The 23,402-nt window shown below is 64.8% G+C and carries 17 protein-coding genes; 3 read left to right on the top strand and 14 right to left on the bottom strand.

The genetic code is table 11. The features are described from left to right. Window positions 1–24 precede the first annotated feature (24 nt). Window positions 25–1,125 carry a chlorophyllase/cutinase-like alpha/beta fold protein gene (locus IB273_RS13350; RefSeq protein WP_192224245.1) on the top strand — a complete coding sequence of 367 codons (1,101 nt, stop codon included), beginning with the start codon at window positions 25–27 and terminating at the stop codon, window positions 1,123–1,125. 360 nt (window positions 1,126–1,485) lie between these two features. Here IB273_RS13350 and IB273_RS13345 read toward each other — a convergent pair whose 3' ends face one another. Beyond that, complete coding sequence (locus IB273_RS13345) at window positions 1,486–1,902, bottom strand: carboxymuconolactone decarboxylase family protein (RefSeq protein ID WP_081519392.1); 417 nt, start codon at window positions 1,900–1,902, stop codon at window positions 1,486–1,488. A 112-nt stretch (window positions 1,903–2,014) separates the two neighbouring features. Between IB273_RS13345 and IB273_RS13340 the strand changes: the two genes are divergently transcribed. Beyond that, window positions 2,015–2,812 (top strand): cyclase family protein, encoded by a 798-nt coding sequence (locus IB273_RS13340; protein WP_192209701.1) that lies wholly within the window; start codon window positions 2,015–2,017, stop codon window positions 2,810–2,812. Window positions 2,813–2,881: 69 nt separating this feature from the next. On the opposite strand, the gene IB273_RS13335 is transcribed toward IB273_RS13340, so the two are convergent. The 10 genes from IB273_RS13335 to IB273_RS13290 all read right to left on the bottom strand — a co-directional run bounded on the left by IB273_RS13335 (window position 2,882) and on the right by IB273_RS13290 (window position 17,424). Next, a complete protein-coding gene (locus tag IB273_RS13335) occupies window positions 2,882–5,263 on the bottom strand; it encodes an efflux RND transporter permease subunit (protein WP_081519390.1) in 2,382 nt (793 codons plus the stop codon). A 14-nt stretch (window positions 5,264–5,277) separates the two neighbouring features. Next, window positions 5,278–6,360: a WD40/YVTN/BNR-like repeat-containing protein gene (locus tag IB273_RS13330; protein WP_192224244.1), complete on the bottom strand. Its 1,083-nt coding sequence runs from the start codon at window positions 6,358–6,360 to the stop codon at window positions 5,278–5,280. A gap of 286 nt (window positions 6,361–6,646) precedes the next feature. Next, window positions 6,647–8,014: a DUF1329 domain-containing protein gene (locus IB273_RS13325; RefSeq protein ID WP_081519388.1), complete on the bottom strand. Its 1,368-nt coding sequence runs from the start codon at window positions 8,012–8,014 to the stop codon at window positions 6,647–6,649. Window positions 8,015–8,088: 74 nt separating this feature from the next. Continuing rightward, window positions 8,089–10,056, bottom strand: coding sequence for a DUF1302 domain-containing protein (locus tag IB273_RS13320; RefSeq protein WP_192224243.1), 1,968 nt, complete (start codon window positions 10,054–10,056; stop codon window positions 8,089–8,091). A 488-nt stretch (window positions 10,057–10,544) separates the two neighbouring features. After that, complete coding sequence (gene pepN / locus IB273_RS13315; protein WP_192224242.1) at window positions 10,545–13,202, bottom strand: aminopeptidase N; 2,658 nt, start codon at window positions 13,200–13,202, stop codon at window positions 10,545–10,547. A gap of 144 nt (window positions 13,203–13,346) precedes the next feature. After that, window positions 13,347–14,174, bottom strand: coding sequence for a DUF2797 domain-containing protein (locus IB273_RS13310; RefSeq protein ID WP_176686373.1), 828 nt, complete (start codon window positions 14,172–14,174; stop codon window positions 13,347–13,349). A gap of 13 nt (window positions 14,175–14,187) precedes the next feature. Next, on the bottom strand, window positions 14,188–14,448 hold the full coding sequence (locus tag IB273_RS13305) for a YeaC family protein (protein ID WP_045211838.1): 261 nt from the start codon (window positions 14,446–14,448) through the stop codon (window positions 14,188–14,190). Between the two features lie 245 nt (window positions 14,449–14,693). After that, entirely contained in the window at window positions 14,694–15,560 is an 867-nt protein-coding gene (locus IB273_RS13300; protein WP_081519384.1) for a rhomboid family intramembrane serine protease, read from the bottom strand. After that, window positions 15,557–16,537 (bottom strand): metallophosphoesterase, encoded by a 981-nt coding sequence (locus IB273_RS13295; protein WP_151187784.1) that lies wholly within the window; start codon window positions 16,535–16,537, stop codon window positions 15,557–15,559. The genes IB273_RS13300 and IB273_RS13295 overlap by 4 nt, the downstream gene beginning before the upstream one ends. Further along, a complete protein-coding gene (locus IB273_RS13290) occupies window positions 16,537–17,424 on the bottom strand; it encodes an NAD(+) kinase (RefSeq protein ID WP_017519352.1) in 888 nt (295 codons plus the stop codon). The genes IB273_RS13295 and IB273_RS13290 overlap by 1 nt, the downstream gene beginning before the upstream one ends. Window positions 17,425–17,536: 112 nt before the next feature. On the opposite strand from IB273_RS13290, the gene IB273_RS13285 reads away from it, so the two are divergent. Beyond that, complete coding sequence (locus IB273_RS13285) at window positions 17,537–18,475, top strand: DUF1853 family protein (protein WP_192224241.1); 939 nt, start codon at window positions 17,537–17,539, stop codon at window positions 18,473–18,475. Here the strand turns inward: IB273_RS13285 and IB273_RS13280 are convergent. From IB273_RS13280 to IB273_RS13270, 3 genes are all read right to left on the bottom strand, one after another. Continuing rightward, on the bottom strand, window positions 18,463–19,407 hold the full coding sequence (locus IB273_RS13280; RefSeq protein ID WP_192224240.1) for a 1-aminocyclopropane-1-carboxylate deaminase/D-cysteine desulfhydrase: 945 nt from the start codon (window positions 19,405–19,407) through the stop codon (window positions 18,463–18,465). The genes IB273_RS13285 and IB273_RS13280 overlap by 13 nt on opposite strands. Before the next feature lie 10 nt (window positions 19,408–19,417). Then, window positions 19,418–20,878, bottom strand: coding sequence for a chromosome partitioning protein ParA (locus tag IB273_RS13275; protein WP_192224239.1), 1,461 nt, complete (start codon window positions 20,876–20,878; stop codon window positions 19,418–19,420). 303 nt (window positions 20,879–21,181) lie between these two features. Continuing rightward, entirely contained in the window at window positions 21,182–23,215 is a 2,034-nt protein-coding gene (locus IB273_RS13270; RefSeq protein ID WP_192224238.1) for an FAD-dependent oxidoreductase, read from the bottom strand. Window positions 23,216–23,402: the final 187 nt, after the last annotated feature.

Here is a 23,402-nt window from a genome sequence, read left to right as displayed (position 1 = left end):
GGCATCCCCGCCAGAGGTGCCTCCATGCCCGCCCACCGGCTGATTCCAGCGCTGGCTGCCGGCCTGCTGCTGATCTGCAACCTGCTCCAGGCAGCCCCGCTGAGCACTGCCGAGGTCCTGCCACCGCCCCAGCCACTGCAGGGCCCCGGCGGCTCGAACTATGTCCACGCCGACGTGCGCCAGTGGCACTTCACCACCGACGGCAACGAGTACTGGGTGTTCACCCCGGACCGCCCGGTCCCGCCCACGGCGCCCGTGGTGGTCTTCACCCACGGCTGGAGCGTCATGCAGCCCGACCTCTACCGCGCCTGGATCGAGCACATCGTCCGACGCGGCGCCATCCTCATCTACCCGCGCTACCAGGCGACGCTGAAGACGCCGGCGGCGGAGTTCCTGCCCAACGCCGCCGACTCCGTGCGCCGCGCTCTCGCCGATCTGCAGGCAGGCAAGCTGGGGGTGAAGCCGCAGCTGGAGCACGTCGCCTATATCGGTCATTCGGCGGGCGGCCTGATCGCCAGCGGGCTGGCAGCCTCCTGGCAACGCCTCGGCGTGCCACAACCGCGCGCGCTGATGGCAGTTGAGCCGGGCAAGAGCAGCGGCCCGCGCTGGCGGCAGGTGCCACTGGAACCACTGGCAAACATTCCCGCCGGCACCTTGCTGCTGGCTGTTTGTGGTGATGAGGACGAACGCGTCGCCTGCGATGACGCGCGACGCGTCTACGCGGAGAGCACCCAGGTCGCATCGCGCGACAAGGACCTGCTCCTGCTGCGCAGCGACCGCCACGGCAGCCCGCCGCTGCTGGCCAATCACGCAGCGCCGACCGCGCCGCGTTTCGATCCGCGCTACCCGCCCAGCGACTGTTCCAGCTGGCTGCTCAACCGCGTGCAGGAACGTGTGAAGCAGCGGCTCAAGCAGGGGCAACCCTCGGCGCACAATGCTCTGGCCACCGATGCGATGGACTGGTTCGGACCGTGGAAGTTGTTCGATGCGCTGTGCGATGCGGCCTTCTACGGCCAGGACCGCGACTACGCGTTGGGCGGCGGGCCGGCGCAGCTGTCCATGGGGCGCTGGAGCGATGGAACTCCGGTCAAGGCGATCCAGCGGTTGTCCCAATCCCGCCCCTGATGGTTCGGGCGCAGGGCGGGTTCGCGAGCAAGCTCGCTCTCACGAAGAGCCACGCCGCTCTGGCTCTGATGAGACTTCCAGAGAAACATCCGCACGCGCTGAATGCCCCGTTCAACGAGGGTATTTTTCGCCTAAGCGAAAAACCGGATGTCCGGGGCAAGACCTTTGCCTTCTTTGGGTGGGGCGGCCATCCGTCGTTTGCCAAAGAAGGTCGCCCGAGGGGGAGAAACACGGAGTCCACGCGCATGCTGAAGCGGCGCCGAAATACCCAAGTCGAAGCAGCAAACCTGCAACACCAGAAAAACGTCGGCCCTGCCGACGGATCGCGGGCATGGCCCGCTCCTACAGGGCCCAGTCGACTCAGTTGGCGCTGCTCTCCATCACCGCGCCCTTGAACACATCGTCCAGCGGCACCTGGTAGCCGATGGCAAGGCGGTTGGTCTCGTTGGCCATGGCCACCACCGCCATCAGCTCGCCGAGCATGGCGTCGTCCATCCCGGCCTTGCGCGCCGCGGCGCCGTGGGAGCCGATGCAGTAATTGCAGTTGTTGGTGACGCTGACGGCGACGTAGATCAGCTCCTTCACCAGCGGATCGAGCTGCCCCGGCCCCATGACTTCCTTGAGACTTTCCCAGGTGCGCTTGAGCGTCTGCGGATGGTTGGCGAGGGCCTTCCAGAAGTTGTTCACCCAGTCGATCTTGCGGGTCGCCATGATGTCGTCGTAGACGTCACGGACTTCAGGACTGGCTTCGGCGTACTCGATGAGCTGGAAGGACATGGGGTCTCCTAACGGAAAGGAATAAGAAAAGCAGAATTCAGAATTGGATGGCGGATCAGACGATGGAGAAAGATAAGGCGCTTTCTCCCATCCCCGTCAAGGAATCAGACCCATGCAACGCCTCCCCGCCCTGCTCTTCACCGCCGCCCTGCTACCCGCCGCAAGCCAGGCTGCCCAGCCCGGCCTGTGGGACACCTACGCCAGCCTCAAGCAACACACTTTCGTCGACCTGACCCACTCGTTCGACAACAACACGCCGCACTGGAAAGGCTTCGAACCCATGGGCCGCAAGACGCTCTACACCGTGGACAAGGATGGCTTCCAGGTGGAGCTGTACAGCCACGTCGGCCAGTGGGGCACCCACGTCGACCCGCCGGTGCACTTCCACAAGGGCCTGCGCAGCGTCGACCAGCTCGATGTGAAGGAGCAGTTCCTGCCGCTGGTGGTGTTCGACATCCATGAACAGGTGGCGAAGAACCCCGACTACGTACTCACCCTCGCCGATGTGAAGGCCTGGGAGGCCAGGCATGGTGCGGTACCGGAAGGCTCCTTCGCGGCGCTACGCACCGACTGGTCCCAGCGCTGGCCAGACCAGGCGAAGATGCAGAACCAGGACGCCAAGGGCGTGGCGCACTATCCGGGCTGGAGCAAGGAGGCGCTGGTGTACCTCTATGAGACGCGCAAGATCACTGCATCGGGCCACGAGACCACCGACACCGATCCGGGCATCGCCACCAGCAAGGACGACTATTCGCTGGAGTCCTACATCCTGGGCACCAACCACTACCAGATCGAACTGCTCGCCAACCTCGACAAGGTGCCCGAAGCCGGCGCGCTGGCGGTGGTGAGTTTCCCGAAGATTGCCCAGGGTACGGGCTTCCCGGCGCGGGTGTTTGCGATTCTGCCGTGAGGGCGGCCCTTACGAAGAACATAAAAAAACGCGGCCCGAGGGCCGCGTTCTTTATTGCTCGAGCGTCGATCAGTGAACCAGGATCGAAGCCTTCTTCTGACGCACCTTCTCCGGGTTGATCAGGAAGCGCGCCAGCGCCGGCAGCAGCCACAGGGCGCCGAACATGTTCCAGAGGAGCATGAAGGTCAGCATCAGGCCCATGTCGGCCTGGAACTTGATCGCCGAGAAGATCCAGGTGGCGACGCCAATGGCCAGGCACAGGCCGGTGAACAGTACTGCTTTGCCCGTGGACTTCAGGGTCTCGTAGTAGGCTTCCTGCAGGGACAGGCCCTGGCGCAGGAAGGACTCCAGGCGGGTGTAGATGTAGATGCCGTAGTCCACGCCGATACCCACGCCCAACGCGATCACCGGCAGGGTCGCCACCTTCACGCCGATGCCCAGGGTCGCCATCAGCGCGTTGCCCAGTACCGAGGTGAGGATCAGCGGCAGCACGATGCACAGGGTCGCGGCGAAGGAGCGGAAGGTGATCAGGCACATCAGCGCAACGCAGATGTACACCAGGATCAGGATGGTCAGTTCCGAGTGCTTGATCACGTCGTTGGTGGCGGCCTCGATACCGGCGTTACCGGCGGCGAGCTTGAACTTCAGGTCGTCCTTCTCGTTGGCCTTGGCGAAGTCCTGAACGACGGCCACGGCGCGGTCGAGAGTCTCGGCCTTGTGGTCGTTGAGGAACACCAGCAGGGGTGCCAGCGAGCAGTTGCTGTTGAACAGGCCTTCGGCGCGGCTGATGGAGTTGTTCAGCACGTCCTGGTTGCGCGACAGCGACTCCCACTTCAGGTTGCCTTCGTTCATGCCCTTGATCATCTGCTTGGAGACGGTGACCAGGGAGATGGCCGACTGCACGCCCTGGGTGTTCTCCAGGCGCCAGGCCAGCTCGTCGATGGCGGACAGGGTCTTGTGGGTGGAGCAGCCTTCGGCCTCGGACGCCACCATCACCACCAGCACGTCGGAGCTGGTCGAGTAGTTGCGGATGATGAAGTCGTTGTCCAGGTTGTAGCGCGAATCCGGACGCAGTTCCGGCGCGCCCTGGTCGAGGTCGCCGATCTTCAGGTGATGGCCCTGCCACATGCCGCCGGCGAACATCGCCAGGGCAATGACCACGGAAATCGGCGCCACCGACGGGCTGGCGAAGTTGGACAGCGCACGCCAGAAGGGATGGTCGCGCACGGCGTCTTCCTTGCTGCGCTGTACCGCCTTCTTGCTGATGCCGATGTAGGAAATGGCAACCGGCAGCAGGATCAGGTTGGTGAACACGATCACCGCCACGCCGATGGACGCGCCGATGGCCAGTTCGCGGATCACGCCGATGTCGATCACCAGCAGGGTGATGAAGCCGACGGCGTCCGCGAGGATCGCGATCATGCCCGGCAGGAACAACTGGCGGAAGGTGCGGCGGGCGGCCAGCAGCGGGGTTTCCGCGTCACTGGACTGCAGGGCGATACCGTTGATCTTCTGCACGCCATGGGAAATACCGATGGCGAAGATCAGGAACGGCACCAGCATCGAGTACGGGTCCAGCCCGAAGCCGATGATGTGCAGCAGGCCCAGCTGCCAGATCACCGCCACCAGGGTGGTGGACAGCACGGCGATGGTGGAGCGCACGCACTTGGTGAACCACAGCAGCAGCACCAGGGTGATGACGAAGCAGATGCCGAAGAAGCCGACCACCATCAGCAGGCCGTCGATCAGGTCACCGACCTTCTTGGCGAAGCCGGTGATGTGGATCTTCACGTTGGGGTTCTGCAGCTGGTACTTGTCGCGGATCTTCTCTTCCAGCTCATGGGAGAACTGGCGGTAGTCCAGCTTCATCAGCTTGCCCTGGTCCTTCGGGTCCGGGTAGACCTCCAGCAGCGGCACGTCGACGATGCTCGACTTGAAGTTGTTGGCCACCAGGCGGCCGATCTGGCCGGACTTGAGCACGTTGTTGCGCAGCAGGTCCAGGGCCTTGGCGGAACCGTCGTAGGTCTGCGGGATCACCTCGCCACCGGCGAAGCCTTCCTCGGTCACTTCGGTCCAGCGCACGCTCGGGCTCCACAGCGACTTCATGCCGGAGCGGTCGACGCCAGGGATGTAGAAGACCTCGTCATGGATCTGCCGCAGCGTCTCCATGTATTCCTTGGTGAAGATGTCGCCATTCACCGCTTCCACCGAGATGCGCACGGTGTTGCCGAGGTTGGCCAGGTCGTTGCGGTGCTCCAGCATGTTCTGGATGAACGGGTGCTGCAGCGGGATCATCTTCTCGAAGCTGGTGGACGGACGCACTTGCGTGGCCGACCAGGCGAGGAAGACGGTCACCAGCAGGCACGCGATGATCACGAACGGCCGGTGGGTGAAGATGATGCGTTCCAGGAAAGTCGCCTTGTCCTGTTGATGCTTGTTCAGAGCGTTCATTGCGGCTCCCCGGCTTATTGTTGTTCTGTCAGCTCGGCGCCGGTCGCCGAAGCCAGGTGGATACCGCCCTGGCCGACCAGGACCAGGTTGCCATTGCCGGCCGCGCTCACGCCCGCGAGGGACAGGCGATCCGGACGGTTGACGACACTGAAGCTCACGCCGTCGTCCTTGCTCTCCAGCACGCTGCCGCCATGGCCGACGACGACGATGGTGCCGTCATCCAGCAGGCTGCCTTCGGAGAGGCCGAACTCCAGCTCGCCGCCGTTGGCGGTGGGCAGGCTGACCTGCTGCCAGGTGCTGCCGAAATCGGTGGAGCGGAACAGGTGGCCGCGCAGGCCGTAAGCCAGGACGGTGCCGACCTGGGTGGTGCCGGTGGCGCCGAACAGCGAGCCTTCGTACGGGCCCTGGAGTTTTTCCCAGGTCTCGCCCCAGTCCTTGGAGCGGAACATGCTGCCCGCCTCGCCGACCACGAACAGGCCGGAATCCTTCACCGCCGTGATGGCGTTGAGGTGGAACTGGTCTTCGTTGTCCAGGCGGTCGCTGACGTCTTCCCAGTGCTGGCCGCCGTCGGTGGTTTCCAGCAGCGCGCCATAGGCGCCCACGGCCATGCCGTGGTTCTCGTCCTGGAACCAGATGTCCAGCAGCGGCGCTTCGCGCTTGAGGTCCTCGAACTGGCGCACCCAGGTGGTGCCGCCATCGGTGGTGGCCAGGACCTGGGCGTCATGGCCGACGGCCCAGCCCTTCTTGTCGCTGATGAAGAACACCGAGGTCAGCAGCTGGCGGGTCGGCACGGTGGCCTGGGTCCAGCTCTTGCCTGCGTCGTCGGAATAGAGGATGTGCCCGTGATCACCCACCGCGATCAGCCGCTTGCCGGCATGGGCAATGCTCAGCAGCAGGCTGCTGGAGGCCTTGGCGGAAACGATCGAGTTGGAATCACTGGCGGCGTCCGTTGCGGCAACGGCATGCAGCGGAGCCAGGGACATCATCAGGAAGGAAAACGCGCCGAGCAGGGAAACCGTCTTGCGCGACATCGGGAAGGAGCTTCGCACTCCCGATACGGGCTGCTCGCTCGAAGTGCGCCACAGGGGCTCACGCATATGCCTTTACCTCTTTTTCTTATGCAGGCGGTATGTAGTTTGGAGCTATATAGCCAGCCTTTTCCGAGGCTGACAATTAACGGCACGTTATCTTTTGTTAAGCCCTGGCCGCTTCACTCGAAAGGATGACTGCGTTTTGCCATCTCAGCCGAAAGGCGCGCAGCTGGGGGCTTTCAGCGGGTTGAGCGGTAACACTTTTCGTCTCCGCCCTACAGGGTCTGGCGACTTTTCGACCACAAATGAAAAAGCCCGCCGAAGGGCGGGCTCTTTCAGGCATGACACGAACTCAGCGGGTGCCGCGGCGACGCAGTGCGGACGGGCTGAAGTAGGAGTCGTCCGGTACGGCCTGGCCGAAGTCGATGGTGCTCGGCTCTTCGTTGTCCAGGTTCTGTACGTGGTAGCGACGGGCCTGCAGGTCGTGGAAGGTATCCAGAGCGGTCCAGGTGGTGGGCAGCTCGTAGTAGTTCTTCAGGTAGGCCAGCGAAACACGCCACAGCTCGCCGCGACCGTCGTACTGGTCGACTTCGGCGGCACCCCAGCTGTCTTCGTCCAGGAACAGCACGCGCTTGGAGTAGATGTGGCGCGAGCCCGGCTTCAGGGTGCCTTCGACGACCCACACGCGGTGCAGTTCGTAGCGGGTGTACTTCGGGTTCAGGTGGCTGGGGGTCAGCAGATCCTTGTACTTAACCTCAGGGCTGGAAACCTTGTAGTTGTTGTACGGGATGTACATTTCCTTCTTGCCGATCAGTTTCCACTCGTAGCGATCGGGCGAACCGTTGAACATGTCGGTGTCGTCGGCGGTACGCAGGCCGTCAGCGGCAGCGATCGGAGTGTCGTAGGCCAGGTTCGGCGCACGGCGCACGCGGCGCTGGCCAGCGTTGTAGCCCCAGGCCTGACGCGGCTCCTTCACCTGATCCAGGGTCTCGTGGACCAGCGCGGCACCACCGGCCAGGCGAGCCGGGCTCTTGGTGAACGACAGGTAGTAGAACAGCAGGTTGTTCAGGTCAGCGAAGCTCTTGCCCTGGACGTAGTACTTGAACAGTGCTTCCTGCTGCGAGGTCACCAGCGAGTAGTCACCATTGCGCTGCACGGCCACTTCGGACGCACGACGCACGATGAAGGTACCGCGGTAACGAGCGATGTGGTTCCACACCGCCTCCACGCCGCTCTGCGGGATCGGGAACGGGATGCCGCCGAAGGCATCGACGAAGCCGTTGCCGCCCTCGGCCAGCTTGGCGCTGGTGGCGTTCTTCAGGGTGTTGTCATACACCCACTGCGGTGCCGAACCACTGCGGCGGCTCGGGTACACCGGCATCTGGAAGGTGTCCGGGTAGGTGGCGAACAGCGCCAGGGTGCCCGGCGTCAGGTTGGCCTTGTACTGGTCCAGGTTCGCCTTGGTGATGGTGTACAGCGGCTTGTCGGCGGCAAACGGGTCGATGTGGTGCTGGCCCGGCTTGTAGCCGGCCGGCGCCTGGGTGATGCCACCGGTCCAGGCCGGAATGGTGCCGGCGGCGTTGCCGGCCTTTTCCGCGCCCATCGGGGTCAGGGTCGACTGCAGCTTGGCCGCGTCCTGCGGGGAAACCGCTGCCAGGGCGCTGCCGGCCGACAGGGCCAGGGCCACTGCGGCGCCAACCAGGGTACGCATGTTGCGCATGTTGCTTCTCCGTGAGGTGTGCGCGGCGGGTACTTCTGAACCCCGCCGCGCGGCTTTCATAGGATCTGTTTTCGTTAGAACGAGTACTTGACGTTGAAGCCCACGTTGTCGCGGTCGCGTGCGGCGTTGTTCTGCCCGGCGCCGTAGAACTCGGTGTATTGCAGCTCGGCTTCCAGGGCGTTCAGGTAGGTCGCCTTGACGCCCAGGGTGTAGGCCTTGCGGCCTTCGATGAAGTTGCCGGTCTGGTAGGAGTTGCCTTCGAAGTCGTCCTTGTAGACGGCGTAGGGCGAGATGTTCACGCCGGCGAAGACGTCGTTCCAGGTCCCCGACAGCAGCAGGGTGTAGCCGTAGGCGTTCTTGTTCACCTGATCGTCGCGGTCGTAGCCGGAGATGTAGGCGCCGTTGCTGCGGCCGGAGTAGTAGCGGGTGGTGCCGTCGTACGCGGTGTATTTCAGGTCGCTGCCGCGCAGGTGCTCGGAGGCCAGTTCCGCCACGCCCATCAGCGAGTCGAAGGACAGCGAGGGACCGAAGTTGTAGATGGTACCCAGCGAGGTGTTGAAGGCCTCGACGCGCTCGTAGTTGTGGATCTGGTCGCTCATCGAAACCTGGCCGCCACCGATATTCACGGTCTTGCCGCTGGCCAGACCCGGAGCCTGGACCAGCAGGTCGCCGAGCAGGTCGTTGGTGGTGGCGATGCCGATCGGCAGGTTCGGACGGTAGGCCAGCTCACCGAACACCGAGGCATCGCCCACGGTGGTGTTGAAGCTGAAGCCGTACATGCGGATGTTCTCGACGTACTCGCGACGGGCGTTGACCTGGTTGGCCACGTCCACGGAGGTCGCGCCGTTGACCAGGCTCAGCACCTGGCCGGCCAGGGCGTTGCCGCCGCCTGCTGCCGAGACCAACTGGTCGTAGGAACCGAAGCCGCCAATACCGGCCAACTGGTCGAGGTTCACGCCAGCGTAATCGCTGTTCAGGTCGGCGTAGATGGTCGGCTCTTTCGAGTGGTAGTTGACGAAGTAGAAGCCGAACTCGGTGGAGTTCAGTTCTTCGGCCACGTAGTGGAAGGCGACGCCGAACTGACCATCGTTCTTGGCGTTGATGTCCTTGCCGACGTTGGCGACCTTGAACACCCCATTGGAGTCCAGGTAGCTGGTGCCCTGCAGGCCGCCCACATTAGCGGCAGACAGCTGCGGGTAGAGCGTCTGGAACAGCGGGTTGGAGAGCGCGCCCACGGTGGTGTAGGCGGTGTTGCCACCATCGGCGAACAGGTCGGTTTCGGAGAAGAAGGTGCCGACCGGATCGATGCGGGTCTCTTTCCAGTTCCACTGGTAGAAGGCGTCCATCGACAGGTTGTCGGTCAGGCCGATGTTGAAGCTCGCGGCTTCAACCGGCATCAGCACTTCCTTCAGTTCGGCGCCCGGCAGGCGGAACTTGGCGGCGTCCACCGGGTTGGTGGTGTTGACGCCACCACGGTAGAAAATGCCCTCGCCCCAGTTGAACACCTGGCGGCCCAGGCGCGCGGTCAACGGATGGTCGGCCACATCCCAGTTGCCATAGACGTAGGCATCGAGGATCTCGGCGCGGTTGCCGGCGGCGTCACGGGTCTCGCTGGTGAAGCGGTCGCTGTTGGGGTAGGTCTGGCTCGGCTGCGCCGGGTGGTTGTTGTCGTAGTAGTCGTTGCGCTTATCCATGATCTGGGTGTCATAGAAAGCCGAACCACGTACGAACAGGCCGTAGTTCTTGTAGGTCGCTTCCAGGTCGGAAGTGATCTTGTACACCTCGGAAACCAGGCCGGTGTCGAAGTTGCGGTTGCCGTCGTTGCCGTTGATGTCGTTATTGGTCTTGTCCTGACCCTGTACGCGCCACAGCGAGCCGTAGGAAACGGTGCTGTCCAGCGAGCCGGTCACCTCGTTGTCGAGGAAGCTGAACTCCACGGCGGTCGCCGGGGCGGACATCAGCAGAGGCAGGATGCCTGCCAGGGCGAAGCCCGCACGAGCAGGCGCATAACGCAAGACGGGCTTGCGAACTGGGATTTCCATTAGGACTCACTCCATGGACTGATCATTCTTTGGCGGTGCCGCCACTGCGGGCGGTTCACCGTTTTCAGCCGTTATTCCACGGCCTTGTTGTCGTCGATCTGAAGGAAACTCCCCCAAGGTGCTCGACATGCCTCCCGCCCCATCGGACGGGCAAAGGCTAAGCGGGGTCCGTCGGTGCAACCCCAGTGCCAACAGCACCGATGTATCCGATTCTGCTTACAAAAAATAAAGAATCTGCGCGCTACTTTTTGTGACTGGTCGTTCACTGATCAAATCAAGTGGCTGATTGCGCCATTTGACACCCCTGATGGCGCAATCGGCCCCTGAAGGCGCGACGCAGACACATCGGGGTTTTTCGCCCAATATCACAAAGCGATAAGAATGATATCGGTTAATTTCGATAGGTAACAAAAAGGTGTTACCAACAAAAGTTGGTAACACCTTTTCGAAAGTGCATTGCGCCCCTGGGACGGGGCGCGGCGGGTGTGTTACGCGAGGCTCTTGCTGACCACTTCGTATACATCGCTGGACAGCTCGCCGGACGCGAGGATGCGTTCCAGCTCGGCCTTCATCAGCGCCTGACGCGTCGGCGCGTACTTGCGCCAGCGGGTCAGCGGGGTCAGCAGGCGCGAGGCGATCTGCGGGTTGAGCGCGTTGAGGGTGATGATCTGGTCGGCCAGGAAGCGGTAGCCGGCGCCGTCTGCGCGGTGGAAGTTCACCGCGTTCTGGTTGGCGAAGGCGCCGATCAGCGCGCGGATCTTGTTCGGGTTCTTCAGGGTGAAGGCCGAATGCTTCATCAGTTCCTGTACACGCTCCAGCCCGCCCGGCAGGGTGCAGCCGGCCTGGACGCTGAACCACTGGTCCATCACCAGCGGGTCGTCCTTGAAGTAGTCGGCGAACATCGCCAGCCCCTCGGCCTTTTCACTCTCGAAGGACGAGTTGACCAGCACGGCCAGCGCGGTCAGGCGCTCGGTCATGTTGTCGCAATCCTTGTACTGCTCCTGGCAGGCAGCGAGCACCTCGGCCTTGCCGCTCTGCATGAGGTAGGAGAGAGCGATGTTCTGCAGGCTGCGGCGGGCGATATGCGAAGCCTCGGCGACGTAGGCGGTCTCGCGGGACTGCTTGCGGTGGGCCTGGTAGCGCTCCCACAGCGGCTCGTGCAGCGCCGCACCGATCTGCTGGCGGGCGAACTCGCGGGCGGCGTGGATGGCCTCGACATCAGCCACTTCGCTGATCTCGGTGAGGTACGCCTCGCTGGGCAGCGAGAGCATCTCGGCGACCATGGCCTGGTCCAGGCCGGTATCCAGCAGCAAGGTTCGGAAGGCGGTGATCAGGCGATCATCCAGGACAAGCTTCTCGCCACGCTGGTGCTGGCCGATCAGCTCCTGCAGGACTTGTACGGACAGCTGCTGGCCGGCTTCCCAGCGGTTGAAGCCGTCCTCGTCGTACTGCATGAGGAACATCAGCTGGTCGCGGTTGTACGGGAAGCTCAGTTTCACCGGCGCGGAGAAACCACGCAGCAGCGACGGCAGCGGCTTCTCGGCGAGGCCGACGAAGGTGAACGATTGTTCGGCCTCGGTGACCTGCAGCACGCGATCGCTGCCATGGGCGTGCTCTTCGCCCTGCAGGCGCAGCGACAGGGCGTTGCCCAGCTTGTCGATCAGGCCCATCTGCACCGGAATGACGAAGGGCTGCTTCTCGCTCTGCCCCGGCGTGGCCGGGCAGCTCTGGCGGAAGGTCAGGGTGTAGCTCTGCGCGGCGGCGTCGAAGCTCTCCTCCACCGCCAGACGCGGGGTGCCGGACTGGCTGTACCAGCGCTTGAACTGGGTCAGGTCGACGCCGTTGGCGTCTTCCATGGCCTTGACGAAGTCGTCGCAGGTCACGGCCTGGCCGTCATGGCGCTCGAAGTACAGGTCGGTGCCCTTGCGGAAGCCGTCGGCGCCCAGCAGGGTGTGGATCATGCGCACCACTTCCGAACCCTTCTCGTAGACGGTCAGGGTGTAGAAGTTGGAAATCTCGATGAAGGAATCCGGGCGCACCGGGTGCGCCATGGGACCGGCGTCCTCGGCAAACTGGTTGGTGCGCAGGAAGGCCACGTCCTCGACGCGCTTGACGGTGCGCGAGTTCATGTCGGCGGAGAACTCGCTGTCGCGGAACACGGTGAAGCCTTCCTTGAGCGACAACTGGAACCAGTCGCGGCAGGTCACGCGGTTGCCCGACCAGTTGTGGAAGTACTCGTGGGCGACGACACCTTCGACGCGCTGGTGCGCGGCATCGGTGGCGGTCTCGGCCTTGGCCAGTACGCAGCTGGAGTTGAAGATGTTGAGGCCCTTGTTCTCCATGGCGCCCATGTTGAAGTCGTTGACCGCGACGATCATGAAGATGTCCAGGTCGTACTCGCGGCCGTAGACCTTCTCGTCCCAGCGCATCGAGTTCTTCAGGCTGTCCATGGCGTGCTGGACCTTGTCGATGTTCTCCGGCTCGACATAGATGCGCAGGGTGACTTCGCGCTCGCTCATGGTGGTGAACTGGTCTTCCACGCACCAGAGGTCACCGGCGACCAGGGCGAACAGGTAGGCCGGCTTCTTGAACGGGTCCTGCCAGGTCGCCCAGTGGCGGCCGCCCTCTTCCGAGCCGCTGGCCACCGGGTTGCCGTTGGAGAGGAGCACCGGATACTGGTGCTGCTCGGCCGACAGCGTGGTGGTGAAGCTGCTCATCACGTCCGGGCGGTCGAGGTAATAGGTGATCTTGCGGAAGCCTTCGGCTTCGCACTGGGTGCAGAACATCTTGCCGGACTTGTACAGGCCTTCCAGTGCGGTGTTGCTTTCCGGGTGGATGCGCACGGTGCTGTCGACGGTGAAGGTCTTCGCCGTCGGCTGCAGGGTCAGGTGGTTCTCGTCCTGCTGGTACTGGCCGGCTTCGAGGGTCTGGTCGTCCAGCGCCACCGACAGCAGCTCCAGCTGCTGGCCGTCGAGCACCAGCGGCGGCAAGCCGTCGCCGCGCTCCGGATTGCGGCGCATCACCAGCTGGGCGTGGACCAGGGTGTGGTCCTCGTACAGCTCGAAGGTCAGGTTGGTCTCGTCGATCAGGTACTCGGGCGCCTGATAATCCTTGAGGTAGATGACTTTCGGTTGCTCGGTACGCATGGCTTTTGGCCCCTTGGAAGGCGGCAGGCGGGATGGGCCGGCCGGAGGAATACTGACTCTAGCGATTGGGAACGGCGCGGGCGAGTCGGGAACGCATCTATCCCTAGATGCGTTCCTCGTGCCGAAAATTCAATGCAGGTTCGATCAGGCGCTGATGGCCAGCTGGTACGCGGTGAACTTGCGCACGTTGATCACGCCGGTATCGAAGATCAGGTACTGGCCCTTGATACCCTGCAGGGTACCCTCGACCACCGGCGTCTTGTCCAGATCGAAACTGGTGATCTTGGGCAGGTAGGCCTCCACCGGGTAGCTGATCTCGATGGGGTCCATGTCGATCACCGGCTGGATCGCCTGCAGGCCGAAGCGCTGCTGCAGCGCGACGATGCCCTCGGCGCAGGCATCGAAGATCTGCTCGCGGATGGCTACCAGGTCCAGCGGCTCGGCCTCGCCCTTGAGCAATGCGCGCCAGTTGGTGCGGTCGGTGACCTGGCTACGCAGCAGGTCCTCGACGAAGCCGGACTGCTGGCGGGTCGCCACGCGCATGATCGGCAGCGCCTGGCGCGCGCCCTGGTCGATCCAGCGGGTCGGCACCTGGGTGGCGCGGGTGATGCCCACCTTGGCTCCCGAGGAGTTGGCCAGGTAGACCACGTGATCCGTCATGCAGAAGCGCTCGCCCCACTCCGGCTCGCGGCAGGAGCCGTCCTCGAAGTGGCACTTCTCCGGGCTCATGATGCAGCTGTCGCATTGCGCCAGCTTGGTGAAGCACGGGTAGCAGTAGCCCTGGGCAAAGCTCTTCCTGGTCTTGCGCCCGCAGTGGCAGCAGTTGATCTCGCCCAGGTACTCCAGGCGCACGGTCTTGCCGATCAGCGGGTTCACCGGGACCTGCGCATCACCCAAGCGGAAGGCGTACTGCACGGGGCTTTCCAGGCGCGCCGACATCTTGTCCAGGGCGCCGCGTCCAATCTCTTGCATCAAAACCCTGCCATCAGTGCAGCGAATTGGAGGAGAAGAGGATGTTCGGGATCGGCTCGGCGTGGGATTCGCAGGCCTGCGGGCCCATGTAGCCGGTGCGCTGGTCCTCGGGCAGGTTGTCCATCTCCCAGGCGATCATGGCCTGCAGCGACAGCTCCTTCTGCTCCTGGGACAGCTTGCGGCCGTCGGGCCACTTGCCGATTTCCACGGCCAGCTTGAGGCTCTCGTAGATTTCGGGGGTGATGTTCTCGATCATTTCGGCGAAGGACGACATGGGCCGGCTCCTGCAGGGGAAAAACGAAGCCGGCATTCTACCGGGCGAAAGCGCTGTGCGCACGAACGCCGGTCAATCGGTTGCGCGGCTCCCGTTCATCCAGGGGCGCTTTCGTAGGATGGCGTGGAGCGAAGCGATACCCATCGATCCCAGCACCGACAGCATGGGTATCGCCTAGGCTCCACCCATCCTGCGAAGTCGCCAGCCGGCAAGGATCGGCCGATGATGAGACGCCGCAATGCGGCTCAGCGCGCCGCGCGCCGAGCCAACAGCCCGCCGACCAGACCACTCAGGCAACCGGCCACCAGCCCGCCGACGTGGGCGCCGTTGGCGATGGAGCCGAAGCCGAGCAGGTCGATCACCCCCGACAGGCACACCAGCAGCCAGATCAGCATCATCGCCACCACGCCCCTGGGCAGGTGATAGGCCGGCGTCGGCGCCATGCGCTGGAAGATCCAGCAGTGGCCGAGCAGTCCGTAAAGCACGCCGGACAGCCCACCGAACAGGCTCGGCCCGCTGAAGCCGTACTGCACCAGGTTCGACACCAGGCCGAAGCCCAGGCTCAGCCCCAGCAGCATCCAGGCGCCCTGGCGATACTCGATGCGCCGGCCCAGCTCCCAGTACCACATGGCGTTCATCGCCAGGTGCAGCCAGCCGAAGTGGATCAGCATGGGCGTGAACAGGCGCCACCACTGCCCCTGCGCCAGCGAGTCGGACAGCGGATAGAACAGCGCGCGATCCTCGCCGACCATCTGGAAATTCTGGAAAGTGAACCAACGCAAGGTCTCGGGGGAGGTGCCCAGCAGAGTGATGGCCGCCACCACGAAGGTCACCAGCAGCACCGCCGCCGTCATGCGGCTCATCTTCAGTTGCTGGACGAAACCCGGGCCGCGGCGCAGGGTCTCGGCCTGCACGGCGAATTGCGGGTCACCCTGCGGATAACGCTCGTAGAGCGTGCGGACCTGCTCCGCCAGTTGCGCGTTGGGCACCCAGAGCACCTGCTCGCCGGATTCCTCGCTGACCCGGAACGGCACGTTCAGGCGCTGCAGCAGGGTGACGAACTGCCCCAGGTCGACCGCCGCAGGCAGTCGCATTGCTTCAATCGCGCTCACTCATCGCCCTCCGGACGCTTTACATCCACCCAAACGAACTTGTTGCGGTCCAGCCGCGTTTCCTCGTCCAGCCGGTAAGCCGCGAGCTTGCCGTACATCACTGCGCTGTAGTCCAGGCAGGCGAGGTTCGGGCGGATCGGCGCCGGGGTGCCGCGCCGCCAGTAGTGGCCGACGAACAGCAGCGGCTCGTCGGGGCCGTAGGTGAGTAGGCGGGACTTCTGCTCCTCGCTCAGGCGCTCGCTGGCCACTTCGTCAGGCAGCGCGTCGGGCTGGAACACGATGTCGCCGTAGGTTTCCGGCGCGCGGTCTTCTTCCCAGAACTTGGTGCGGAAGAAGGCGCGGGTGAAACCGTCGCTGCCGGTCAGCGTCAGGCCGTTGGGCAGGCGCATGTCGGTGCCGCGCAGCAGGCGGTCGCAAGCCTGCTGGGCAAAGCTGCCCGGCTCGGCAGTGGCCATGAGGAAGGCTTCGTCGATGCGCCCGTCAGGAAACTGCTGGCGCAGCGTGTCGATCACGTCGTGGTCCCAGCAGGCGTGGACCATGCGGAAACGCCCGGAATCGAGGAACAGCGGCATCTCCTGGAACCAGCCGAGGAAGTCGCGCCAGTCCGCCGGGTGGCCTTCGAACTGCTCCAGCGTCTCGCGGATCAGCCGGGCATGGCGAGGCGTGTGCTCGCGCACGTACTGGCGGCCACTGCCCGGCGCGGCGGGCGTGGACCAGCCGAGCGCGTTGAATTCATGGTTGCCCATGATGCACAGCGCCTCGCCGGCGGCGACCATGTCGTGCACTCGGTGCAGCGCCTCACGGATGCGCGGGCCACGGTCGATGAGGTCGCCCAGGAACAGCGCCTGTCGCCGCGCATGTCGCCACACGCCACCCTGCGAGCGATAGCCGAGGCGCTCCAGCAGATGGTCGAGGGTGTGCGCGCAGCCGTGGATATCGCCGATCAGGTCATAGCCACGTGCGGGGTCGAGTTCCATCACTCGCTGCTCCCGAGGCGGCTGCCCCAACCCAGCTTGGTCCGGCAGACCTCGTAGTAGTTGTGGTCGATGGGATGGATCAGGCGCAGCTTCTGCGGCTTCTTGCTCACCGTGACGGTGTCGCCCGGCGCGCAGGTGAAGTGGTTCTGGCCGTCGCAGGACACCTGCGGGTAGATCTGCATGTTCGGTGAGACGACGATCTTCAGCTCGCTGTTGCCGTCGACCACGATGGGGCGGCTGGACAGCATGTGCGGGTACATCGGCACGACCACGATGGCATCCAGCTTGGGATGCATGATCGGCCCGCCAGCGGACAGCGCGTAGGCGGTGGAGCCGGTCGGGGTGGCGACGATCAGGCCGTCGGCCTTCTGGCTGCAGACGAACTGGCCATCGATGTACAGCTCGAACTCGATCATCCGCGTGGACTTGCCGGGGTGCAGCACCACGTCATTCAGCGCGTCGCCCTGGCCGATGGATTCGCCGTGGCGGCGCACCAGCGCGTCGAGCAGGAAGCGGCTTTCGACGATGTACTGGCCGCCGAGCACTTCGGCGACCTTGGTTTCCAGTTCGTCAGGGCGGATATCGGTGAGGAAGCCCAGGCTGCCGCGGTTGATCCCCAGCACCGGCACCTTGTGCCGCGCCAGGGCCCGCGCGGCGCCGAGCATGCTGCCATCGCCGCCGACCACGATCACCAGGTCGCAGATCTCGCCCATGATCTTCCGCGAGCAGGTCTGCAGGCCGTGGCCCGGCAGGACCTCGGCGATGGTGTCCTCGAGGATCACGTGCAGGTGGCGCTCGGTGAGGAATTTCTTCAGCCGACGGATGGTTTCCAGAACCTGGGTGCTGCCCAGGCGGCCGATGATGCCGATATTGCGAAAGGGTTCCATGGGACTCCGGACGGCGTTGCGCTACTCGAATGGCGGAATTATGGGCGAAAGGCGGAAGCAGCGGCAAACCGCAGCGTGGCCGGAGCGGGTGCGCAGCGGCTAGTCTTGGGGCATGACCGACTTCACCGCCCTGCTCGACGAGCTGCTGATCGACCTGCGCCAGCCGCAGGTTCGCGACCTCGCCTGGACGCTGCTCTCGCCGCCCCTGCTGCACTCCGGCAGCCCGGCGCTGCGCCATCCGTTGAGCGCCAGTCGCTGGTACTCGCAGCCCGAACTGCTGGCTGACTGGCTGCGCGCCCAGGAGCGCTCGCCGGGCGAACTGCTGGCGCAGCTCGAGTCCGCGCCGCACCAGCGCCTGGGCCGCTACTACGAACGGCTCTGGCAATACGCCCTGGAGCGCGCGCCGGACCTGCGCCTGCTGGCGGCCAACCTGCCGGTGCGCGACAACGGCCAGACCCTCGGCGAGCTGGACCTGCTGCTGGAGGACGATGACGGCCTGCATCACCTGGAACTGGCCATCAAGCTCTACCTCGGCCCCAGCGACGACGGCCCCGACTCCTGGCTCGGGCCGGGCGCCGAAGACCATCTGCTGCGCAAGATCGAGCACTTCTACCAGCACCAGCTGCCACTCTCCGCCACCGTCGAAGGGCTTGCTGTGGTGCGCGAGCACAGCGATGCCGAGCCGCGGCCTGGCCTCTGGCTCGGCGGCTACCTGTTCTATTCCTGGCCGACACCCTGCCCGCCACCCGCGGGGGCCAGCGACAACCACCAGCGCGGCCGCTGGCTGCATCGGCGCGCCTGGCCAGCCTACCAGGCGCAGCAGCCGGATGGCTGGCAGGCGCTGTCGCGCAAGGGCTGGCTATCCCCGGCCGCCGAAGATGAAAGCTGGAGCACGGAGCGCTTCGCCACTTGGCTGGCAGAATTGCCGGAAGACGGCTTCCCGCAGATGCTGGCGCGCATGGAGTTCCATGAAGGGCGCTGGCGGGAGCAGGAGCGCCTGTTCCTGGTGGGTGACCGCTGGCCACGGGTGCACAGCGGCTATTCGCGCTGAGCCGCCAGTGCCTTCAATTGCTCATCCAGCGCCCGGCGCCCCTGCAGACCGCCGCTGTGGATGGCAACGATGCGGGCACCGCGCGCGATGCGCCCCGCCGCGATTTCATCGTGCAACGCCAACAGCAACTTCCCGGTGTACAACGGCTCCAGCGGCACGCCGCACTCGGCTTCGGTCGCCAGGATGAAGCGCGCCAGCGTCGCGTCGATCCGCGCGAAGCCCCCACGGCTGGCATCCAGCAAACGGTATCCGACATCGCTGGAGCCACCCTCCCTTAACAGCTCGGGCACCTGTGTTTCGATACCGTGCCCCGGCGGCACCGCCAGGGCGCCGACCACCGGATGCGCTCCCCCCTCGCCGAGCACCAGGCCGGCCAGGGTCGTGCCAGTGCCGCACGCCACCCAGAGCTGCTGATAGTCCCCCCAGCCGAGAGCACCGAGTTGCCCACGAATCTGCGCAATCAACGGCGAGCAGCCCTGCGCACCGGCAAGCCCGCCGCCGCCCTCGCCCACCGCCAGCAACTGCGGATAGCGTTCGCGCCAGGGCGTCCAGAAGTCGCTGTCGTGCCGTCGGCGATAACCCCCGTAGCCGAGCCAGTGGAGCTGCATGCCGAGCTGGCGCAGATCGGCCACCGTGGGATTTTCCTGCTCGTCTCCACGCAGCAATCCGACGGTCTCGAAGCCGAAGCGCGCACCGGCCGCCGCAACCGCGTGCAGGTGATTGGAATGGGCGCCGCCCAGGGTCATCACGCCGCTCAAGCCGAGGTCGGCGGCCTGCTTCAGGTAAGGCGCGAGCTTGAACCATTTGTTGCCGGAGACCTGCGCATCCACGAGGTCCAGGCGCAACAACGCCAGCTCGACGCCGGCGCGGTCGAGCCATTCCAGGTGGACGCGTTGCAGGGGGGCTTCGGGGCGCCAGTCGGGGAACCGCACGGCGCCCCGGTCAGCCGGTGGTGACGCTGCGCAGCCGGCCGGCGGTCTTGTGCCGGGAGCAGCAGTTGCTGTCGCCTTCGACGAAGCGGCCGGGGGTTTCCACGCGGTCGATGGGCATGGCGCAGCGTTCGCCGTTGGACAGGCGTCCTTCGCAGGCGGGTTGCTGGTAGTGGGCGAGCCAGCTGCGGTACTGGTCTTCGGCGACGAAGCACTTGGCCGCGGCGTAAGCCATGGGGTTTTCCTGGTAACGGGCGACATCCTGCAGCGACAGGGTCAGATGACCGGCGCCGGGATGGTACACCACGAAGATCACCCCCATGCCGGCCAGGCGCTCCAGCATCGAGCTGTCGGCCGCCTTGGCCGCCAGCGCATCCAGCTCCAGGCGCAAGCCCTCAGCGCCCTGCTGCAGCTGCCCGGCGAGCTCGCGCAACTGGGCGGTTTCCCCGCGCAATTGCTCGGCTTCCTGGCGCAGCTGCTGGTTCTCCTGCTTCAACTGCTGGTCCAGCTCGTTGCGGTAGCTCAGCTCGACGTCGCGGACGGAAATCTGCTCCTTGTAGCGAGCCTCCAGGCTGGCCAGGCGGGTACGGGATTCCTCCTCGATCTGCTGGCGCAGTTGCTCCAGCTCGTCACGGCCGCTTTCTTCGATATGGCGCAACTGTGCGGTCAGCTCCTCGCGTCCGCGCTGGAAGCCATTGGCCTGGCCATCCAGTTCACGGCGCAGGCCGGCGTTGATCTCTTCCTCGCGCTTCAGGCCTTCGCGCAGTGCGGCGAGCTCGGCCTGCAGCACCTTGACCTGCTCCTGCGCGCCGAGCTTCAGGCGACTGAGTTCCTGCTCGTGCTGCTGGCTGATCTGCGACAGGCGGGTTTCATGCTGGCCGAGCAGTGCGGCGGTCTTCTGCTGGTGCTCCTCGAGCATCGCGCGGGCGAGCTTCTCGGCCTCCTCGCGGGACTCCTCGGCGGGTGCATACCACTGGTGCTCGTCGGCCATCTGCAGGCGCGCGAGCTCCACGGCGGCAGGCTCTTCTTCCACCAGCACACCGAGGTTGTTGCGCTTGATCGATTCGCGCAGCTGCACCAGATGGTTCTGGGCGGCGTCGAGAGTCGGGTCCCACAAGTGCATCTGGTGCCAGGACACCGGGCACTGGCTGCGGCAGGCCAGGCGGATTGGCCCGGCGCCCATGTCGGGGCCACGGCCGGCACGGTCGGCCAGGTTGCGCAGCGGCAGGTTCCAGCCTCTGTCGGCTTCGCCCTTCTCGTCGAAGTCCAGGTAGAAGAACACCACGGCCTTGACCAGCAAGCGCGGGTTGATCAGCACATAGGCGAGTTGCATCTGCTGATCGGCGTATTCCGGCATCTGCACGACGTTGTCGAGCAGCGCCTCGAATTCGGGGTAGAGCATTTCCCTGCAGACGCCACGGTCGTTGAAGAAGACCACGGCTTCCACCATTTGAGGCTTCTTCTGCATGCTCATCGATTGACCTCTGGGCTGGTGCGGGAGGAAGTCTGAAAAAAGGGTCTGTCAGAAATGCAGCACCCAGACAGCGGGAAAATCCCGACATCCGAGCAAGTCTAGGGGAATTAATGTCGCAGGCAATGTGACTCGGTTGGCACCCGCCCCGGCGGTTGGGCCGGGCGGTTAACCGGTTGGAGAATTCTGTGACGCGGTTGGATTTCTGGAGGGATATCCGGGCCCGGAAGGGAACTTTTCCGGGCCCGGCTTTGTGATACGGATCTCAGCCCACTCAGGATTCGGCCTGATCGGGCTTCAACCGAATCAGATTTCGGCAGCGAGGCGCGAACCCTGGTTGATGGCGCGCTTGGCGTCCAGCTCCGCAGCCACGTCGGCGCCGCCGATCAGGTGCACGCTCTGGCCTGCAGCGACCAGGCCGTCGTGCAGTTCGCGCAACGGGTCCTGGCCGGCGCAGACAACCACGGTGTCCACCGGCAGCACCTGCGGTTCGCCGCCGGCGATGCTGATGTGCAGGCCATCGTTGTCGACCTTGAGGTACTCGACGCTGTTGAGCATCTGTACCTGCTTGTTCTTCAGGCCGGTACGGTGGATCCAGCCGGTAGTCTTGCCCAGGCCGTCGCCGACCTTGGACTTCTTGCGCTGCAGCAGGAACACCTGGCGCGCCGCAGCGTGTGGATGCGCCTGGATGCCGGCGATACCGCCACGGGCATCCAGGCTCTCGTCGATCCCCCACTCCTGCCAGAAGGCATGGCGATCCAGGCTGGTGGATTCGCCGGCATGGGTGATGAACTCGGAGACGTCGAAGCCGATGCCGCCGGCGCCGATCACCGCCGCGCTGTTGCCGACCGGCTTGCGCTCGAGGATGGCATCCAGGTAGCTGATCACCTTGGCATTCTCGATACCCGGAATGGCCGGGGTGCGCGGCACGATGCCGGTGGCCAGGATGATCTCGTCGAAGCCGCCCTCGACCAGGTCGTCGACGCTGACGCGGGTATTCAGCTGCAGGTTCACACCGGTGGTTTCCACCTTGCGCTTGAAATAGCGCAGGGTCTCGTAGAACTCTTCCTTGCCCGGCACGCGCTTGGCGACGTTGAACTGACCGCCGATCTCGCCGGCGGCGTCGAACAGGGTCACCTCGTGGCCACGCTCGGCCGCCACGGTGGCGGCGGACAGGCCGGCGGGGCCGGCGCCGACCACGGCGATCTTCTTCACGTGGGTGGTCGGGATGTAGTTCAGCTCGGTCTCGTGACAGGCACGCGGGTTCACCAGGCAGCTGGTCAGCTTGCCGCCGAAGGTGTGGTCCAGGCAGGCCTGGTTGCAGCCGATGCAGGTGTTGATCTCGTCGGCGCGGCCTTCGGCAGCCTTGTTGACGAAGTCCGGGTCAGCCAGGAACGGACGGGCCATGGAGACCATGTCGGCGTCGCCTTCGGCCAGTACCTGCTCAGCGATTTCCGGGGTGTTGATACGGTTGGTGGTGCAAAGCGGGATGCTGACTTCGCCCTTGAGCTTGGCGGTGACCTTGGTGAAAGCCGCGCGCGGCACCTTGGTGGCGATGGTCGGGATACGCGCTTCGTGCCAGCCGATGCCGGTGTTGATGATGGTCGCGCCGGCCTTTTCGATGGCCTTGGCCAGCAGGACGATCTCGTCCCAGGTGCTGCCGCCTTCCACCAGGTCGAGCATCGACAGGCGATAGATGATGATGAAGTTCGGGCCTACGGCCTCACGCACGCGGCGGACGATTTCCACCGGCAGGCGCATGCGGTTCTCGTAGCTGCCGCCCCAGCGGTCGGTACGGTGGTTGGTGTGGGCGACCAGGAACTGGTTGATGAAGTAGCCTTCCGAACCCATGATCTCGACGCCGTCGTAGCCGGCCACCTGGGCCAGGCTCGAGCAATTGACGAAGTCGGCGATCTGCTTCTCGATGCCCTCTTCATCCAGCTCGCGCGGCTTGAACGGGTTGATCGGCGCCTGGATGGCGCTGGGCGCGACGGACTTGGGGCTGTAGGCGTAACGGCCGGCGTGGAGGATCTGCATGCAGATCTTGCCGCCCGCTTCGTGCACCGCCTGGGTGACGATCTTGTGCTTCTCGGCTTCTTCGACGGTGCTCAGCTTGGCCGCGCCGGAATACACGCCGCCCTCCTCGTTCGGGCCGATGCCGCCGGTGACCATCAGGCCGACGCCGCCACGGGCGCGCTCGGCGAAGTAGGCCGCCATACGCTCGAAGCCCTGGGGCTTCTCTTCCAGGCCGGTGTGCATGGAGCCCATCAGGGTGCGGTTGCGCAGGGTGGTAAAGCCCAGGTCCAGCGGTGCGAGCAGGTGCGGGTAAGTGGCGGTCATGGTTCCTCCGGCATTCACGATGATGCCGCGCCCTCAGCCTGCGGGGGCAAGGCATGGGGCGCGGTCGGTATGGGGCAGACTCTAAGGAGCGCACCCTCGCCGCTCAATGATCGTAAATGACAAGTTACTGACCAAAGATGACACCCCGTCTTGGCAAGGCCCGGCTCAACCCCTACCCTGTGGTGCA

This window comes from Pseudomonas sp. PDM19, from assembly GCF_014852215.1.
Classification (GTDB): domain Bacteria; phylum Pseudomonadota; class Gammaproteobacteria; order Pseudomonadales; family Pseudomonadaceae; genus Pseudomonas.
Note: the sequence above shows the minus strand (reverse complement) of the source record. Positions and strands in the feature narration are given on the sequence as shown.

Bases quoted from the DNA above. Each gene is read 5' to 3' on its own strand.
- IB273_RS13350 (WP_192224245.1), top strand. From the start codon at position 25: ATGCCCGCCCACCGGCTGATTCCAGCGCTGGCTGCCGGCCTGCTGCTG.
- IB273_RS13345 (WP_081519392.1), bottom strand. From the start codon at position 1,902: ATGTCCTTCCAGCTCATCGAGTACGCCGAAGCCAGTCCTGAAGTCCGT.
- IB273_RS13340 (WP_192209701.1), top strand. From the start codon at position 2,015: ATGCAACGCCTCCCCGCCCTGCTCTTCACCGCCGCCCTGCTACCCGCC.
- IB273_RS13335 (WP_081519390.1), bottom strand. From the start codon at position 5,263: ATGAACGCTCTGAACAAGCATCAACAGGACAAGGCGACTTTCCTGGAA.
- IB273_RS13330 (WP_192224244.1), bottom strand. From the start codon at position 6,360: ATGCGTGAGCCCCTGTGGCGCACTTCGAGCGAGCAGCCCGTATCGGGA.
- IB273_RS13325 (WP_081519388.1), bottom strand. From the start codon at position 8,014: ATGCGCAACATGCGTACCCTGGTTGGCGCCGCAGTGGCCCTGGCCCTG.
- IB273_RS13320 (WP_192224243.1), bottom strand. From the start codon at position 10,056: ATGGAAATCCCAGTTCGCAAGCCCGTCTTGCGTTATGCGCCTGCTCGT.
- pepN (WP_192224242.1), bottom strand. From the start codon at position 13,202: ATGCGTACCGAGCAACCGAAAGTCATCTACCTCAAGGATTATCAGGCG.
- IB273_RS13310 (WP_176686373.1), bottom strand. From the start codon at position 14,174: ATGCAAGAGATTGGACGCGGCGCCCTGGACAAGATGTCGGCGCGCCTG.
- IB273_RS13305 (WP_045211838.1), bottom strand. From the start codon at position 14,448: ATGTCGTCCTTCGCCGAAATGATCGAGAACATCACCCCCGAAATCTAC.
- IB273_RS13295 (WP_151187784.1), bottom strand. From the start codon at position 16,537: ATGGAACTCGACCCCGCACGTGGCTATGACCTGATCGGCGATATCCAC.
- IB273_RS13290 (WP_017519352.1), bottom strand. From the start codon at position 17,424: ATGGAACCCTTTCGCAATATCGGCATCATCGGCCGCCTGGGCAGCACC.
- IB273_RS13285 (WP_192224241.1), top strand. From the start codon at position 17,537: ATGACCGACTTCACCGCCCTGCTCGACGAGCTGCTGATCGACCTGCGC.
- IB273_RS13275 (WP_192224239.1), bottom strand. From the start codon at position 20,878: ATGAGCATGCAGAAGAAGCCTCAAATGGTGGAAGCCGTGGTCTTCTTC.
- IB273_RS13270 (WP_192224238.1), bottom strand. From the start codon at position 23,215: ATGACCGCCACTTACCCGCACCTGCTCGCACCGCTGGACCTGGGCTTT.